Annotated in this window: 13 protein-coding genes; 3 read left to right on the top strand and 10 right to left on the bottom strand. The window is 74.9% G+C overall.

Translation table 11 applies throughout. The annotated features are described in order from the left end of the window. Nucleotides 1-186 precede the first annotated feature (186 nt). The 3 genes from V6U79_RS04775 to V6U79_RS04765 all read right to left on the bottom strand — a co-directional run bounded on the left by V6U79_RS04775 (nt 187) and on the right by V6U79_RS04765 (nt 1,939). Entirely contained in the window at nt 187-669 is a 483-nt protein-coding gene (locus tag V6U79_RS04775) for a winged helix-turn-helix domain-containing protein (protein ID WP_334613840.1), read from the bottom strand. Nucleotides 670-808: 139 nt separating this feature from the next. After that, nucleotides 809-1,300: a rhodanese-like domain-containing protein gene (locus tag V6U79_RS04770; RefSeq protein WP_334613602.1), complete on the bottom strand. Its 492-nt coding sequence runs from the start codon at nt 1,298-1,300 to the stop codon at nt 809-811. A gap of 261 nt (nt 1,301-1,561) precedes the next feature. Continuing rightward, nucleotides 1,562-1,939: a cupin domain-containing protein gene (locus tag V6U79_RS04765; RefSeq protein ID WP_334526122.1), complete on the bottom strand. Its 378-nt coding sequence runs from the start codon at nt 1,937-1,939 to the stop codon at nt 1,562-1,564. A gap of 235 nt (nt 1,940-2,174) precedes the next feature. Between V6U79_RS04765 and V6U79_RS04760 the strand changes: the two genes are divergently transcribed. Further along, a complete protein-coding gene (locus V6U79_RS04760) occupies nt 2,175-3,104 on the top strand; it encodes a DUF3500 domain-containing protein (RefSeq protein ID WP_442933746.1) in 930 nt (309 codons plus the stop codon). 210 nt (nt 3,105-3,314) lie between these two features. On the opposite strand, the gene V6U79_RS04755 is transcribed toward V6U79_RS04760, so the two are convergent. From V6U79_RS04755 to V6U79_RS04725, 7 genes are all read right to left on the bottom strand, one after another. Continuing rightward, nucleotides 3,315-4,073 carry a class I SAM-dependent methyltransferase gene (locus tag V6U79_RS04755; protein WP_334613600.1) on the bottom strand — a complete coding sequence of 253 codons (759 nt, stop codon included), beginning with the start codon at nt 4,071-4,073 and terminating at the stop codon, nt 3,315-3,317. Nucleotides 4,074-4,135: 62 nt separating this feature from the next. Next, the gene (locus V6U79_RS04750; RefSeq protein WP_334526073.1) at nt 4,136-4,642 is read right to left on the bottom strand and encodes a DUF2231 domain-containing protein; all 507 of its coding nucleotides are present in this window, start codon (nt 4,640-4,642) and stop codon (nt 4,136-4,138) included. A gap of 73 nt (nt 4,643-4,715) precedes the next feature. Then, the gene (locus tag V6U79_RS04745) at nt 4,716-5,456 is read right to left on the bottom strand and encodes a GAF and ANTAR domain-containing protein (protein ID WP_334526070.1); all 741 of its coding nucleotides are present in this window, start codon (nt 5,454-5,456) and stop codon (nt 4,716-4,718) included. A 178-nt stretch (nt 5,457-5,634) separates the two neighbouring features. After that, nucleotides 5,635-7,926 (bottom strand): accessory Sec system translocase SecA2, encoded by a 2,292-nt coding sequence (gene secA2, locus V6U79_RS04740; protein ID WP_334613598.1) that lies wholly within the window; start codon nt 7,924-7,926, stop codon nt 5,635-5,637. Between the two features lie 108 nt (nt 7,927-8,034). After that, nucleotides 8,035-9,864 carry an ABC transporter ATP-binding protein gene (locus tag V6U79_RS04735; protein ID WP_334613596.1) on the bottom strand — a complete coding sequence of 610 codons (1,830 nt, stop codon included), beginning with the start codon at nt 9,862-9,864 and terminating at the stop codon, nt 8,035-8,037. 65 nt (nt 9,865-9,929) lie between these two features. After that, the gene (locus V6U79_RS04730) at nt 9,930-11,018 is read right to left on the bottom strand and encodes a zinc-dependent alcohol dehydrogenase (RefSeq protein WP_334526061.1); all 1,089 of its coding nucleotides are present in this window, start codon (nt 11,016-11,018) and stop codon (nt 9,930-9,932) included. After that, a complete protein-coding gene (locus V6U79_RS04725; protein WP_334526059.1) occupies nt 11,011-12,024 on the bottom strand; it encodes a Gfo/Idh/MocA family protein in 1,014 nt (337 codons plus the stop codon). Before V6U79_RS04725 ends, V6U79_RS04730 begins: the two co-directional genes overlap by 8 nt. A gap of 218 nt (nt 12,025-12,242) precedes the next feature. Here V6U79_RS04725 and V6U79_RS04720 point away from each other — a divergent pair, with 218 nt between their 5' ends. Beyond that, nucleotides 12,243-13,256 carry a glucosyl-3-phosphoglycerate synthase gene (locus V6U79_RS04720; protein ID WP_334526057.1) on the top strand — a complete coding sequence of 338 codons (1,014 nt, stop codon included), beginning with the start codon at nt 12,243-12,245 and terminating at the stop codon, nt 13,254-13,256. Between the two features lie 106 nt (nt 13,257-13,362). Continuing rightward, complete coding sequence (locus V6U79_RS04715) at nt 13,363-14,520, top strand: glycosyltransferase (RefSeq protein ID WP_334526054.1); 1,158 nt, start codon at nt 13,363-13,365, stop codon at nt 14,518-14,520. The last annotated feature ends 61 nt before the right edge of the window (nt 14,521-14,581 follow it).

The following is a 14,581-nucleotide window of genomic DNA, read 5'->3' as shown; positions in this document are numbered from 1 at the left end:
CGTTGCATGAATGTGACAATTGACGAACACATCGCAGCCGAACCCTCGCTCTGCGTACGAGCGACATGATTACAGCAGAGTCGCCCGGATGCCCGATTACTGGGGGTACCCCGGGCCGACCGGGGCGGCCGACACGCCGGGGCGCACCCGCCCGGTGGGAGCGAGTACGCCGCAGGTCGCCCCCGGTCAGCGAAGCCTGTCGATGCACAACCGGGCCTCGTCGGCGAGGCGGTAGCCGACGCCGTGGACGGTGGTCACCAGCGGAGTGTCGACGCCGAGCTTGGCGCGCAGCCGGCGCACGTGCACGTCCACGGTCCGGGCCACCGCGTGCTGGTAGCCCCAGACGGCGGCGAGCAGTTGCAGCCGGGTGAACACCCGGTGCGGGTGCTCGGCCAGGAAGACCAGCAGGTCGAACTCGATGCGGGTCAGCGCGATCTCCCGCCCACCCCGCCGGACCGTCCGCGAGCCGGCGAGGATGCGCAGGGCGTCCGGGTCGTCGTCGTCCGGGGCCACCGGCGCGGGGCGCGGGCCCGGCAGGGTCCGGGCGGCGGCGGGTTCGGCCAAGCGGACCACCCCCTCCCCCGCCTCGGCCAGGTCACCGAGCAGGTCGACCAGGCGGGCCAGCCGGGGGGTCAGCGGCCCGGCGCTCAGGTCGAGGGTGATGGTCAGCGTCGGCGCCGACCGGGGCCGGGCCGGCGGCACCCGGTCGGGACGGCCCGGCGGGTGCGGGCGGGCGGAGATGGCCACGACGGACATTGGAGCCTCCTGGGTCGGCGGTGGCGTCCGCGCCTTGGCGGGAGCGCGGCGGTCAGTGCGGCGCCGGCCCGGCGGTCACCGGGGGCGCGGTGGACGAGGAGCGGCGCGGCGGGGTCGGGCCCAGCGTGGGCAGGCCGGCGATCCGCCAGGCGACGAAGCCGCCGACGACGTCGGTGGCCCGGCGCAGGCCGAGGTCCTGGAGCGCGGCGGCGGCGAGCGAGGAGGTGTAGCCCTCCTGGCAGATCACCACCACCGACCGGTGGTAGTCGACCGCCTCGGGCAGCCGGGCCGGACAGCGCGGGTCGAGCCGCCATTCCAGCACGTTGCGCTCGATCACCAGGGCGCCCGGCACGGTGCCGTGCGCGCCCCGCTGGGCGGCGGGGCGGATGTCGACCAGCAGGGCGCCGCCGCGGTACGCCAGGTGCGCCTGCTCCGGGTCGAGCCGGCGCAGCCGCGCCCGGGCGTCGGCGAGGAGCTCGTCGATGCCCCGGGAGCCCGGTGGCGGCGTGGGCGGGCTGTCGGTACCGGTGGTGTGCTGCGGCATCCTCGCGGTCCTTCCATGGGCTTGCCGGGACGTGGTGCGGGGCGGTCGCGACGTCACCAGGCGACCCCGGCCTCGGCCACCCGCATGGCCCGCAGCGGCACGGCCCAGCCGGCCGGGTCGGCGTACCGGCTGGCGACGGCGAGCAGGTCGGTCATGGCGGTCTCCCGTGGTGTGCGTCCGGAGACCACTATAGGCGCCAAAGCCTATAGGTTTACTAGGCATTACTGAATGCTGGGACCGCGGCGACCGACCGGGGCACCGTCAGCGCAGCACCGGCGGCCCCACCCGGTAGCCCGGCACCGAGGGCCAGCGCACGGTGAGCACCACCGACTCGCGCTCGGCGTACCAGGAGTGGTCCGCCCCGCGCCCCCACACCACGTAGTCGCCCGGCGTGCCGAGGACCACCGTGCGGTCCCGGAACTCCACCCGGAACCGGCCGCTCACCAGCACCAGCAGCGCGGTCCGCTGCTCCCCGGTCGCCCACGTCGACCGGGCCTCCCCCGGCGGGTGCACGCCCCACTTCACCTCGACCTCGGTGCTGTGCCGCGGGTCGCCGGCGGGCATGAAGTGCCCGAGCAGCCAGCCGGCGTTGGTCGCACCGTCCACACCGGCGTTGCCGACGTACACCTCGTCCATGATCCTCCCGTCGTGGGCTGGCAAGCTACCAGTCCGGCGCCGACGGCGGCGTACCAGCCTGGACGGGTGGCCGACGACCCGGACGCCGAGACGCTGGCCTTCACCCACCGGTTGTTCGACCTGGCCTGCGCCGGCCCGACGGAGGAATCGCCCTGCCGACCTCCCGCTGACCGCAATGCCGGCGGGCCCGGCGTCCAACCGGTATACAGGGACGGTGGACGATCCCGTACCCGAGCGGATGCGCACCGCCGCCGGCGCGCTGCTGGCCGCGCTCGACGCCCCGGCCCGCGCCGCCGCCAGCCGCGCCTTCGACGACGAGGACCGCCGCTGGCTGGAGTACCGTCCCCGCCCCCGGCCCGGCGTCTGCCTGGCCGACCTGGACACCACCGGGCGCAAGGCCGCGCACCGGCTGCTGGCCACCGCGCTCAGCCCCGCGGCGTATGCCCAGGCCATGACGGTGATGGCGCTGGAGGAGGTGCTGGACAGGGCGGAGGGCTGGCGGCGCGGCCGGCACAGCGGCGACTACTGGGTGGCGGTCTTCGGCGACCCGGCCCGCGACGACCGCTGGGCGTGGCGCGTCGAGGGCCACCACCTGTCGGTGAGCATGACCGTGGTCGACGACGAGGTCTCCCCCGCCCCGGTCTTCCTCGGCGCCAACCCGGCCACCGTGCGGCACGCCGGTCGGCCGGTCTCCCGGCCGCTGGGCGTGGAGGAGGACCTGGCCCGCGAGCTGCTGGACGCGATCGGGCCGGCCGGGCGGGAGGCGGCGATCATCGCGGCCCAGGCCCCGGCGGACATCATCAGCGCCACCCGAACCTCGGTGGAGGCGCCGCTCACTCCGCTGGGGGTGCCCGGCGGCCGGCTCGGCCCCACCGGCCGGGCGCTGCTGGACCAGTTGGTGGCTCTCTACCTGGACCGGCTCCCCATCGCACTGGCCACCCAGCAGGCGGCCCGGCTCGCCGGCGGCGAACTGCACTTCGCGTGGGCCGGGTCGACCCGGCCGGGCGCCCGGCACTACTACCGCGTCCAGGGCGACGACCTGCTCATCGAGTACGACAACACCACCGACGACGGTAACCACGCGCACACCGTGCTGCGCCGCCCGGCCAGCGACTTCGGCGCCGACGTGCTCGCCGCCCACCACGCCCACGCCCACGCCCACCGCTGACCCGGCGGCGAGAGCGCGGCGCGGCGGGTGGCGGAGCGTGACGGTCGTCCGAGACCTTTCTCCGATGAGCGCGATACCTCTCAGGCATCAAGATGCCTCTGAGGTATCGCGCTCGAATCCGTCATGCGGCGGCCCAGGCGGTCCGACCGGTCCGACCAGTCGGGCGGTGCCGGCGGCGCACCGGCCCGACCCGCGGGGCGGCCGGGCCGGTCAGGCCGGTCGAGCCGCCTCGATCAGGAAGCGTCGGGCGTGGGCGACGAACGCGCCCTCGGCGCGGATCCGCCCGTCCAGCCGTTCGAGCTGCGGCCGGTACCGGTCCACGTCGAAGCCGGGCACCGTCCAGACGACCTTGCGCAGGAACCAGACCACCGCGCCGATGTCGTGGAAGACCGTACGCAGGGTGGCCTCCTCGAGCCGTACCACGGTCAGGCCGGCGGTCCGGGCGGCGGCGACGGCCTGACCGGGGTGGCGGGTGTCCGGGGCCGGCAGCGGGCCGAGGATCGCCTCGCTGAGCTCGCGCAGGGTGCCGGGCCCGATCTGCTGGGAAAGGTACGTCCCGCCGGGCCGCAGCAACCGGGCGATCTCGTCCCACCACGTCACGACCGGGTGCCGGCTGGTGACCAGATCGAAGGAGCCGTCGCGGAACGGCAGGACCGGCTCCGTGCCGGCCCGCACCACGGTGGCGCCGAGCCGGCGCAGCGTACGCCGGGCGACCTCGACGTTCGGTGGCCACGCCTCGGTGGCGACCAGCAACGGCGGCGCCTGCGGCACCTCGGCGAGCACCTCGCCCCCGCCGGTGTCGAGGTCCAGCGCGGCGGAGACCTTCGCCATCCGGGCCCCCACCAGTCGGGCATAGCTCCACGGCGGGCGTTCCTCGGTGGCCCGGCCGTCCAGCCAGGAGAAGTCCCAGCCGGCCACGGACGCGGCGGCCGCCTCGGCGACCAGGTCGGCGAAGCGATGCTCGGTCATCCGGCCAGGGTGGCCGCCCGGCAGCCGGCGGACAACCGGATTCCGGCGGGCCGGCCGGGCGGTCAGGCGCGCGGGCGGACGATCTCGACGGTGGCGCCGCCGGCCGGTACCCCGTCGAGGGCCTCGAAGCCGCTCGGCTCCCGGCGCGCGACGTCGAACTGGCGCATCAGCCGGGCGCCGAGCCGGACCCCGACCGCGCCGACCGCCAGGGCGACCAGCTCGGTGGCGAGCAGCACCACGGTGGCGCCGCGCTGCGGCGCGTCCGCCCGGATCAGGCAGGTCAGCAGGAACAGCGCCGCTGTCGCCGCGTTGACCAGGTTGAAGGTGACCATGGTGCGGCGGCCCCGGCCGGGCCGGACGTCCCACAGGTCGACCATGCCGGCGACGGCGGCGAGCGCCGCGGCGACCAGCGCGGCGACCGTCGTCCAGTAGCCCACCTCACCGAGGAAGGCCGGCCCGCCGACGACGTCGGCGAGGTCGAAGACGGTCGCGCTGACGAAGAGCCCGAACGGGAACGTCACCAGCATCGGTTGGATCGGATTGCCCTGCACGCGCAGCCGGCTCTCCATCGGTCCTCCCCAGGATCGGACAACTCACGAACCCAGGGTGCTACCCGGCCGCCACCGGGACGAAACGGCGCGCTCAGCCCTCCCGGGGCCGGGAGACCGTACGGACCAGCCGCTCGGCCACCTCCCGCAGCGGGATGTCGAGCGAGGACGCGGCGCTGCGGAGCACCGCCAGGGCCTCCGGCGCCGGGCAGCCGCGCTGGGTCATGATCACGCCGATCGCCTGCCCGACCACCCCCTCGCCGAGCAGCGAGCCGTCCAGCTCCCCCGCCTGGGCGGCCTGCTTCGCCCGGTCGCGCACCGCGGCCAGCAGCAGGCCCGCGTGCTCGGCGAGGAGCATCGCGGTGAGCTGGTGCCGGGTGGAAAGCGCCCCGGGCGAGTCGGCGTACAGGTTGATCGCGCCGATCACCTGCTCGTCCACGTCGAGCGGGGCCGAGATCACCCCGTGCACCCCGAGCCCACGGGCCCGGGCCGTCCAGCCGGGCCACCGCCCGTCGGCGGCCAGATCCTGCGCGATGATCATCTCGCGGCGGCGGATGGCGCTCATCGCCGGCGAGTCGGGGCCGTGCCGCAGGTCGTCCAGCTCCGCCAGCCGGGAGTCGGAGGCGGCCACGCCGGCCGGCTCCCCGGCCCGCAGGGCCGTGAACCCGCACCAGGTCACCTCGGGGACGGCGTCCCGGGCGATCCGGACCAACTGGCTCAGCGCCTCGTCGAAGTCGTCGACCGCGATCAGGCCGGCGGTCAGCTCCCGCAACAGGCCGGCGGTCTCCAGTACGCCAAGGGTGTCGATCATGGGCTCCCGCGTGTCCAGGTTCACCGGGCCACGGCCCCCGCCCACCGACCGGTGCCTCCGGCCGGCGCCATCGCCTGTGTCATCGTCTGTGATCTCCCTGCCTCATGAGCCCCGGGCTACTACCCTCGCAAACCAGGATCGAAACCGCGCAAAGGGGTCCCTTCCGGCGCCGGTCCGCGCCGAAAGGGACCCCCGGGGACACTCAGCGCGCGGCGGAGAGCCGCCGGCCGACCGAGGCGATCAGCCGGTCCAGCTCCGAGCCGAACGGGTTGTCGTGCACCAGGTACGTCCAGGTGGCGGTCGGCCGGACCAGCTTCGCGGCGTCCGGCTCCCAGTCGGCGTCGAACTCCGTCTCCTCGAACGTCGCGATCGTCCGCGTCTCGATCTCGGGGATCAGGTTGTTGAACGCCGGCACCGCGGCCCGGTGGAACTCGTCCAGCGGGTCGAGGCGGCCCAGCGCCCGCAGGTGCACGCCCTCGCGGACCTCCGACAGCTCGGCCAGGTGCTCGGCCCAGAGCCGGTCCAGGTGGTAGAGGGCGATCGACCGGGCCACCCGGGCCAGCAGGTCCTCGTCCATCTCACCGGCCTTCTCCGGCACCCGGTCCAGCAGCATCAGGGCGGCGACGTCGGTGGTGAGCAGCCGCTCCCGGCGCTCGGCGAGGGCCTTGCGCTGCTGCTCGATCACCACGCTGTACCGCCAGGTGTTGCGGTGGATCTCGTGGTTGACCCCCTCGGCGACCCGCTGCGCGTGCTCCACCGCGTAGTCCACCTGCTCATCGGTGACCAGGCCGTCGGCGTTCATCCGCGGCGAGGCCGGGATGGCGTCGCCGGCGTGCCGGGCCACGAGGTCGTCCTCCAGGCTGACCATGAAGACCGACCCGCCCGGGTCGCCCTGCCGGCCGGCCCGGCCCCGCAGCTGGTCGTCGACCCGGCGGCTGTCGTGCCGGCCGCTGCCGATCACGTACAGGCCGCCCAGCTCGGCGACCCGCTCCTGGTCGGCCTGGTCGCTGCCGCCGAGCCGGATGTCCACGCCCCGGCCGGCCATCTGTGTGGAGACGGTGACCGCGCCGTACGCGCCGGCCTCGGCGATGATCGCCGCCTCCTCGTCGTCGTTCTTGGCGTTGAGCACCACGCAGGGCACCCCGGCGGCGTGCAGCCCGGCGGCCAGCCCCTCGGACTCCTTGACGTCCAGGGTGCCGACCAGCACCGGCCGGCCGGCGGTGTGGCAGCGCCTGATCTCGTCGATCAGCGCCTCCTCCTTCTCCGCCCGGGTCGCGTAGATCCGGTCCGGCTCGTCCTGGCGGACGCAGGGGGTGTTCGGTGGGATCACCGCCACCTCGAGGTCGAAGAACTCCCGCAGCTGGTCGCCGACGAGCACCGCGGTCGCGGTCATCCCGCAGACCGTCGGGTAGAGCGCCACGTACGCCTGCACGGCGATGGTGCCCAGCACCTCGCCCTCCGCGGTGGCGTCCACGCCCTCCTTCGCCTCCACCGCCGCCTGGAGTCCGTCCGGCCAGCGCCGGCGCTGGGCCACCCGGCCGCGCATCTCGTCGATCAGCTCCACCGAGCCGTCCCGGACGATGTAGTCGACGTCGCGGTGCAGCAGGGCGTGGGCGTGCAGCGCCACGTTGACCGCCGAGAGCTGTCCGACGTGCTCGGTGTCGTACAGGTCGATGCCGCCGAGCTTCGCCTCGACGGTGGCCAGGCCGGCGGCGGTGAACGCGACGCTGCGACCGTCCTCGGCGACCGTGTAGTGCCGGCCCCGGCGCAGGCCGCGCACCAGCGCGGCGGCCGCGTGCACCGGGTCCTGCTCGCCGGCGACCGCGCCCGCGAGGACCATCGGCACCCGGGCCTCGTCGATCAGGATGGAGTCCGCCTCGTCCACGATCGCGGTCTTCAGCGGCGGCTGGACCCGGTCGGCGAGGTCGGTGACGAGCTGGTCGCGGAGGAAGTCGAAGCCGGCCTCGCTGACCGAGACGTAGGTGACGTCGCAGGCGTACGCGGCCCGCCGCTCCTGCGGGGTGGACGCCTCGTTGACCCAGCCGACGCTGAGCCCGAGCAGCCGGTAGACCGGGGCCATCCACTCGGCGTCCCGGCGGGCCAGGTAGTCGTTGACGGTGAGCACGTGCACCGGGCCGTTGCCCAGCCGGACGTGCCCGTAGGCGGCGACGGCAGCGGTGAGGGTCTTGCCCTCACCGGTGGCCATCTCGGCGACCTTGCCGGAGAGCAGCGACATCGCGCCGAGGAGCTGGACGTCGTACGGTCGCTGGTCCAGCCCGCGACGGGCGGCCTCCCGACCGATCGCGCAGATCTCGACGTACTCCGAGGCGGCCCCGGCGGCCTCGGTGAGCTCCGCGTCGTCGAGCGCGGACAGCTCCTCCTCGCGCGCGGCGATCCGCGGCAGCAGCTTCTCCAGCGGGGCCAGGTCGACCGTCGTCCCCGGGCGCTGGAGGAACCGCCGGAACCTGCTCTTCAACCGTTGCGACACACCCATGAGCGGCAACGGTACGCGAACCGGGCCGGCAATCGCTGCCCGGCTCGTCCGGGGCGTCCCGGGTGTCCCGCCGGTCCCGCGTACGGGCAGCTCGGTGGGTCGTGGCGGTCAGCTCACCAGCAGCTGGTGGGCGGCCAGCTCACGGTAGAGCGGACTGGTCGCGGTCAATTCGTGGTGGCTGCCGACGGCGACGACCCGGCCCCCGTCGAGCACCACGATCTGGTCGGCGTCGACGACCGTGGCGAGCCGGTGGGCGACGATCACCAGGGTCCGCCGCACCGCCACCGCGTCGATGGCCCGGCGCAGGGCCGCCTCGTTGCGCGCGTCGAGGTTGCTGGTGGGCTCGTCGAGCAGCAGCACCGGCGGCCCGGCGAGCAGCGCCCGGGCGATCGCCAGCCGCTGCCGCTCGCCCCCGGAGAGCAGCACCCCACCCTCGCCCACCTGCACGTCCAGCCCGTCCGCGGTCCGCTCGACGAGGTGGCCGAGGTTGACCTGGTCCAGGGCGGTGAGCAGGGCGGCGTCGGTGGCCTCCGGCGCGCCGATGAGCAGGTTCTCGCGCAGCGTGCCGGCCAGCACCGGGGCCTCCTGCTCGACGTAGCCGAGCCGGGCGCGCAGCGCCTCGCGGGGCAGGTCCCGCAGGTCGACGCCGTCCAGGCGCACCGCGCCCGCGGTCACCTCGTAGAAGCGCTCGACCAGCGCGAGCAGGGTCGACTTGCCGGCGCCGGAGGGGCCGACCAGCGCGGTGCGGGTGCCGGCCGGCACGGTGAAGCTCACCTCGTGCAGCACCGGCGGGCCACCCGGGTAGCCGAACCCGACCCGGTCGAACTCGATCCGCGCGGGACGCCCGGCGGGCGGGAGCGCCGCCGGGCCCGTCGCCCGGTCGTCGGCGCCCTCCACGGGTACGTCGAGCATCTCCTCGATCCGTTGCAGGGCGCCGAGCCCGGTCTGGAGCTGGGTGTAGGCGTGCACCGCCTGCCCGAGCGGCAGGACCAGGAAGAACAGGAACATCACGAAGGCCACCAGGTCGCCGACGCTGATCGCCCCGGCGGCCACCCGCGCCCCGCCCAGGCCCAGGACCAGCAGGAACGCGCCCTGGATGGTGACCGCGCTGACCGGGCCGACGACCGCCTGCACCCGGGCCACCCGCAGCCCGGCCGCGTACGCCGACTCGGCGCTGGCGGAGACGACGGCGGCCTCGCGGTGCTCCGCGCGGGCGGCCCGGATGGTCCGGGCCCCGGAGATGGACCGCTCCACGGCGGAGGTCATCTCGCCGACCCGTTCCTGGGCGGCGCGGGAGAGCCGGCGCACCCGGCGGGCCACGGTGACCGCGAAGCCGACGCCCGCGGCGACCCCGAGCAGGGTGACCCCGAACAGCACCGGGTCGAGCAGGGCCATCGCGGTGGCGGCGCCGACCACCATCACCGCCCCGGTGACGGTCTCGAAGAGGCCGGAGGTGACCACCGCCCGCAGCAGGGTGGTGTCGGCGCCGACCCGGGAGAGCAGGTCGCCGGTGCGGCGACGGTCGTACTCGGCGACCGGCAGCCGCAGCAGGTGCGCCGCGAGCCGCCGGCGGGTGCCCAGGACGACCCCCTCGGCGGTCCGTTGCAGCAGGTAGTCCCGCAGCCCGCCGAGGGCGGCCCCGAGCACCACCAGGGCGACCAGCACCGACACCAGGCCGGTGACCGACCGATCGGTGGTGAGACCGTCGAGCACCGCGCGGGTGAGCAGCGGCTGGGCCAGCGAGGCCCCGGCGCCGGCCAGCGACAGCGCGCCCACCACGGCGAGGGTGCCGCGGTGGGCGCGCAGGTAGGGCAGCAGGGCGGCGAGGCCGGCCGGGCGGGCGGGACCCGCCCCGCGCACGGGCGCACCGGGCGCGGAGGCGACCGGGTCCGGGTCGACGACGCCGGGCTCCGGCCCGCGGGCGGCTGCGGTGGTCATGGGCGAAACGGTAGCCGCCCCCGCCCAGCCGCCCGCCGCCCGGCCGCCGATCCGCGCCGGGCGGCTCAGCCGGTCAGCACCACCTGGAGCTCCTGCCGGCGGCGCTGGGCCAGGTCGGTCAGCAGCGCCGGCGCCTCCTCCAACGGCACCACCGCCGAGACCAGGTGCTTGCGGATCAGGTCCCCGTACTGCCGCAGCAGTTCGATGGTCTCGGCGGAGAGCCGCTCCCGGTCCCAGGTCGGGGCGAGCCCGCGCGGCACCCGGCCGATCTGGGCGCAGCGCAGGCTGAGCCCGTTGTGGTGGAACTCCTCGCCGAACCGGACCGCGTCCGCGCCGTCCTGGTAGAAGGCCAGGTCGATCACGACGCCCTGGGGGCGCAGCAGGCGCAGCGCCAGCTGCATCGCCCAGGCCTGGCCGCGGCACTGGAAGACCACGTCGGCGCCCCGGTCGCCCGCGGAGTGGTTCCAGCGGGTCTTCAGCACCACGGCCGGGTCGTCGGCCTCGGGGTCCAGGGTCTCCAGGCCGAGCGCCTCGGCGACCTGCCGCCGCGCCGGGGTCGGGTCGAGCACCACCACGGAGGCGGCGCCGTGCCGCTTGGCGAACAGGGCGGTGAGCAGGGCGACCACTCCGCTGCCGACCACCGCGACCCGTCGGCCGCGCACGCCGTCACCGAGCGAACGCACGTCGGTGCCGCACAGGTCGGCGGCGGCGTGCAGCAGCCCGTTGGCGCAGATCGGACCCATGTGCGCGACGTAGACGCCGAGCATCGGGTCGAGGTCGTCGGGCAGCGGGACGAAGCGCTCGGCGACCGGGTCGGCGACGTGACCGCTGCGGTGGCCGTACGTCATGGCCCCGACCGTGCCCACGGCGATCGCCGGGGTGCGGCTCTCCACCACCCGGCCCACCTGCATGTAGCCCAGCCGGGTGACCGGGTACGGCGTGCTCGCCTCTCCGGGCTGGAAGAGTCCCAGGTCCGGGTTCCAGGTCACGTTGAGGTAAGGGTTGGTGCCCTTGACGAAGCTCAGCTCGGTGCCGGCGGAGACCCCGCTGTAGAGCGTCCGGACCCGGAAGGTGCCCTCGCGCAGCTCGGCGGCGTCCTGCTCGACCAGCTCGACCCGCCCGGGCGCGCTGACCACCACGACCTTGTCACGCATCGACGCTCACCCCCACCTCGGGCAGCGGCGCGGCGGCCGGCCCGGTCGGCAGGGTCACGCTGCGCCCGGTGCGGGCCGACTCGGCGACCGCCAGGGCCAGCCGCTGGGTGCGCAGCGCCTCGGCGTACGGCACCCGCACGTCGTCGCCGACGCCGGTCACCGCGTCGATGAAGGCGCGGTCGACGGCCACTCGGGCACCGTCCGGGTCGGACTCCAACCGGCGCTCCCCGTCGGCGTCGCGGATCACCAGGCCGTCCTCGGCCAGCGACAGCGCCAGCCCGTCGGCGAGGATCTCCACTCCCGCCCGGTGCTTCCAGCCGAGCACGCACGCCGCGGCGAGGGTGCCGACCGCGCCGCCGGCGAAACGCAGCGTCGCCGCGGTCACCGAGTCGATGTCGGCGCCGTCGACCGGCGGCGGGCTGCCGTCGCCGTACGCGGTGACCTCGACCGCCTCGCCGACCAGCGCGCGGACCAGGTCCAGCACGTGCGCGGCCTGCTCGACGACCGGGCCGCCGGAGCGCTCGCGCACCGCCCACCAGGCCACCGGCGGGACCTTGTCCAGCCAGGCCCCGTTGACCATCCGGACCGGACGGTCGGCGAGCAGCTGCCGGGCCTGGTCCACCACGTGCAGGTAGCGCCAGTGGTGCCCGACGGCGGTGAGCAGCCGCTTCTCCTCGACGAGCGCGGCGATCCGCTCGGCGGTGTCCAGGTCGACCGCCACCGGCTTCTCGACGAACATCGGCACCCCGGCGGCGATCACCGCCTCCTCGACCGGGCCGTGCGCGAACGGCGGCACACAGACGTACACCGCGTCCGGCCCGGCGGCCAGCAACTCCCCCACGTCGACGAAGGTGCGGCCGCCGTACGCACCGGCCAGCTCCGCCGCCGCGTCCCGGGCCACATCGGTCACCCCGAGCAGCTCCACATCCTCGAAACCGCTCAACACGCGGGCATGGCGCTGAGCCACCCCACCGGCCCCTACCAGTCCCACCCGGCACGTGCGCATTCCACAGACCCTCTCGACGCTCTTTCACGACCAGCGGGGAAAGCACTCCCCGCAGCGGACAAAGCCGAAACCCGTCGGGCCCGCAATCAGACGTTCACCTTTCGGGAACCACTCCGTGCGATCTTCGTGATCAAGCTGTTAGGCATGATCCGGTTAGCGCGCGGGCGGAGATGGGAAAACCAACTTCGCTTTTTCCGCCACGATCTGGGGGTGTGCCAGTGCGGGATACAGAATCGATCGTCTCACCCGTCGTGGAGGCATGGGCCACGTATCGGACCACGTCCGCCGAGGACTGGCCGGCACGTCGGCTGATGCGGGCCAAGGGTGACAGCCGGGTGAGCGTCGTGCTGCCCGCCCGCAACGAGGAGACCACCGTCGGCGCCATCGTGTCGACGATCCGGGAACATCTGATGGACCGGGTCGCCCTGGTCGACGAGCTCATCGTGGTCGACTCCCGGTCGAGCGACCGCACCGCGCAGGTGGCCCGGAACGCGGGCGCGGAGGTGGTCAGCCAGGACGAGATGACCCGAGGGCTGCCCCAGCTCACCGGGAAGGGCGACGCGCTCTGGGCCGGGCTCGCCGCCGCCGAGGGCGACGTGGTCGCCTTCATCGACGCCGACCTGCGGGAGTTCCGGCCACACTTCGTGACCGGGCTGATCGGCCCGCTGTTGACCGACCCGTCGGTCGACTTCGTCAAGGGCTTCTACCACCGCCCCCTGGTCGGCGCGACCAGCGTCGAGGCCGACGGCGGTGGCCGGGTGACGGAGCTGATGGCCCGGCCGCTGCTGAACCTCTTCTGGCCGGAGCTGGCCGGCTTCGTGCAGCCGCTCGCCGGCGAGTACGCCGGGCGTCGGGAGGTGCTGGAGCAGGTGCCGTTCGTCTCCGGCTACGGGGTCGAGACGGCGATGCTGATCGACCTGCTGGAGTTGGTCGGGCTCGACGCCCTGGCGCAGGTGGACCTGGGTGAGCGCAAGCACCGCCACCAGGACACCGCGGCGCTGGGCCGGATGTCGGCGCAGATCATGCACACCGCCTGGTCACGGTTGCAGCGACGCGGCTGGGCCAACCCGAACGCGCTGCCCGCCGCCCTGCTGACCCAGTTCCGCCGGGGCGGCTCGGAGGCGCTGCCCAACCTGGACCGGGAGATCGTGGTCAACGACGTCTCGGTGCAGGAGCGCCCGCCGCTGGCGCAGTTGCGCCACCGGGTGCCGCGCCGCCGGGTCGCGGCGTGAGGCACCGGTCGGACCGACCGGTGCGGTACGGACGGCCTGCCGGGCCGGTCGGTGGTCGAGCGCGGGCGGCCGACGGGGGCCCCGCCGAGGGAAGGAAACCAGCGCCATGAGTCTCACCGTCCTGATGAACGCCGGCCCGTGGCTGTCCGTACCGCCTCCCGGCTACGGGGGCATCGAGAACGTCATCGCCACCCTGGTGCCGGAGCTGCGCCGCCTCGGCGTGCGGGTGGTGCTCGCCTCGGTCGACTCCAGCACCCTCGCGGTGGACGAGAAGGTCTCCGTCTTCCCCGACGGGCAGTTCCACGCGCTGCAACGTCCGTACAACCAGGTCTGCGGGATCTCCCAGGCCCACCTCCAAGGGGTGGTCCGGCGGCTGCACGCCCGCGACGACATCGACCTGGTGCACGACCACGTGGAGGCCGTCGGCCTGGCCACCATGGCCGCGATGGGCCCCGACGCTCCCCCCGCCCTGCACACGCTGCACTGGGACCTGGCCAAGCACCCCGAGCTCTACGGCAACCTCGACGGCGGGGACCGGGTCCGGGTCAACGGCGTCTCCGCCTCGCAGCTCGCCCGCGCCCCCCGCGCGCTGCGGGAGCACTCGGTCGGACACGTGCACCTGTCCACCCCGCTCGCCGTCGGCGCGGACCGCGCCCCCCGGCCCGAGAAGGGCGACTACACGATCATTCTCGGCCGGATCAACCCCGGCAAGGGGCAGGACGTGGGCGCCCGGCTGGCGCAGCGGGTGGGGGCCCCGCTGGTGCTGGCCGGCCCGGTCGGGCCGTACCACCGGCCGGCGGACCTGGCCGCGGCCGGGGACGAGGCCCGGCAGAACCCGGACGTGCGGTTCTTCTACGACGAGGTGGCCCCACACGTCGACGGTGACCTGGTCCGCTGGGTCGGCACGGTGGCCGGCCGGGAGCGTGACGACCTGCTGGCCGGGGCGAAGGCCTCGCTCTTCCCGTTGCGCTGGGAGGAGCCGGGTGGCACCGCGGTGGTGGAGTCGCTCGCGCTCGGCACGCCGGTGGTGGCGACCAGCCGCGGCTGCCTGCCCGAGCTGATCGAGCACGGGCGCACCGGGCTGCTCACCACCGACGAGGACGAGCTGGGCGAGCTGCTGCTGGCCGCGAGCCTGCTCGACCCGGACGAGTGCCGGCGGGAGGCCGCGGGCCGGTTCACCCCGGCGGTGATGGCCGAGAAGTACGTCGGGCTCTACGAGCGGGTCCGGCAGGGTGCCCGGGTACCCCAGTTGCAGGTCGCCTGACCCGCGCCCTGCCCGACCCGGGCCCGGACCGTCGCGGTCCGGGCCCGGGTTTGTCCGTTCC

The sequence above is a fragment of the Micromonospora psammae genome (assembly GCF_036902725.1).
Classification (GTDB): Bacteria; Actinomycetota; Actinomycetes; order Mycobacteriales; family Micromonosporaceae; genus Micromonospora.
This window is presented reverse-complemented; position numbering and strand designations above follow the sequence as displayed.

Bases quoted from the DNA above. Each gene is read 5' to 3' on its own strand.
- V6U79_RS04770 (WP_334613602.1), bottom strand. From the start codon at position 1,300: ATGCCGCAGCACACCACCGGTACCGACAGCCCGCCCACGCCGCCACCG.
- V6U79_RS04760 (WP_442933746.1), top strand. From the start codon at position 2,175: ATGCGCACCGCCGCCGGCGCGCTGCTGGCCGCGCTCGACGCCCCGGCC.
- V6U79_RS04755 (WP_334613600.1), bottom strand. From the start codon at position 4,073: ATGACCGAGCATCGCTTCGCCGACCTGGTCGCCGAGGCGGCCGCCGCG.
- V6U79_RS04750 (WP_334526073.1), bottom strand. From the start codon at position 4,642: ATGGAGAGCCGGCTGCGCGTGCAGGGCAATCCGATCCAACCGATGCTG.
- secA2 (WP_334613598.1), bottom strand. From the start codon at position 7,926: ATGGGTGTGTCGCAACGGTTGAAGAGCAGGTTCCGGCGGTTCCTCCAG.
- V6U79_RS04735 (WP_334613596.1), bottom strand. From the start codon at position 9,864: ATGACCACCGCAGCCGCCCGCGGGCCGGAGCCCGGCGTCGTCGACCCG.
- V6U79_RS04730 (WP_334526061.1), bottom strand. From the start codon at position 11,018: ATGCGTGACAAGGTCGTGGTGGTCAGCGCGCCCGGGCGGGTCGAGCTG.
- V6U79_RS04725 (WP_334526059.1), bottom strand. From the start codon at position 12,024: ATGCGCACGTGCCGGGTGGGACTGGTAGGGGCCGGTGGGGTGGCTCAG.
- V6U79_RS04715 (WP_334526054.1), top strand. From the start codon at position 13,363: ATGAGTCTCACCGTCCTGATGAACGCCGGCCCGTGGCTGTCCGTACCG.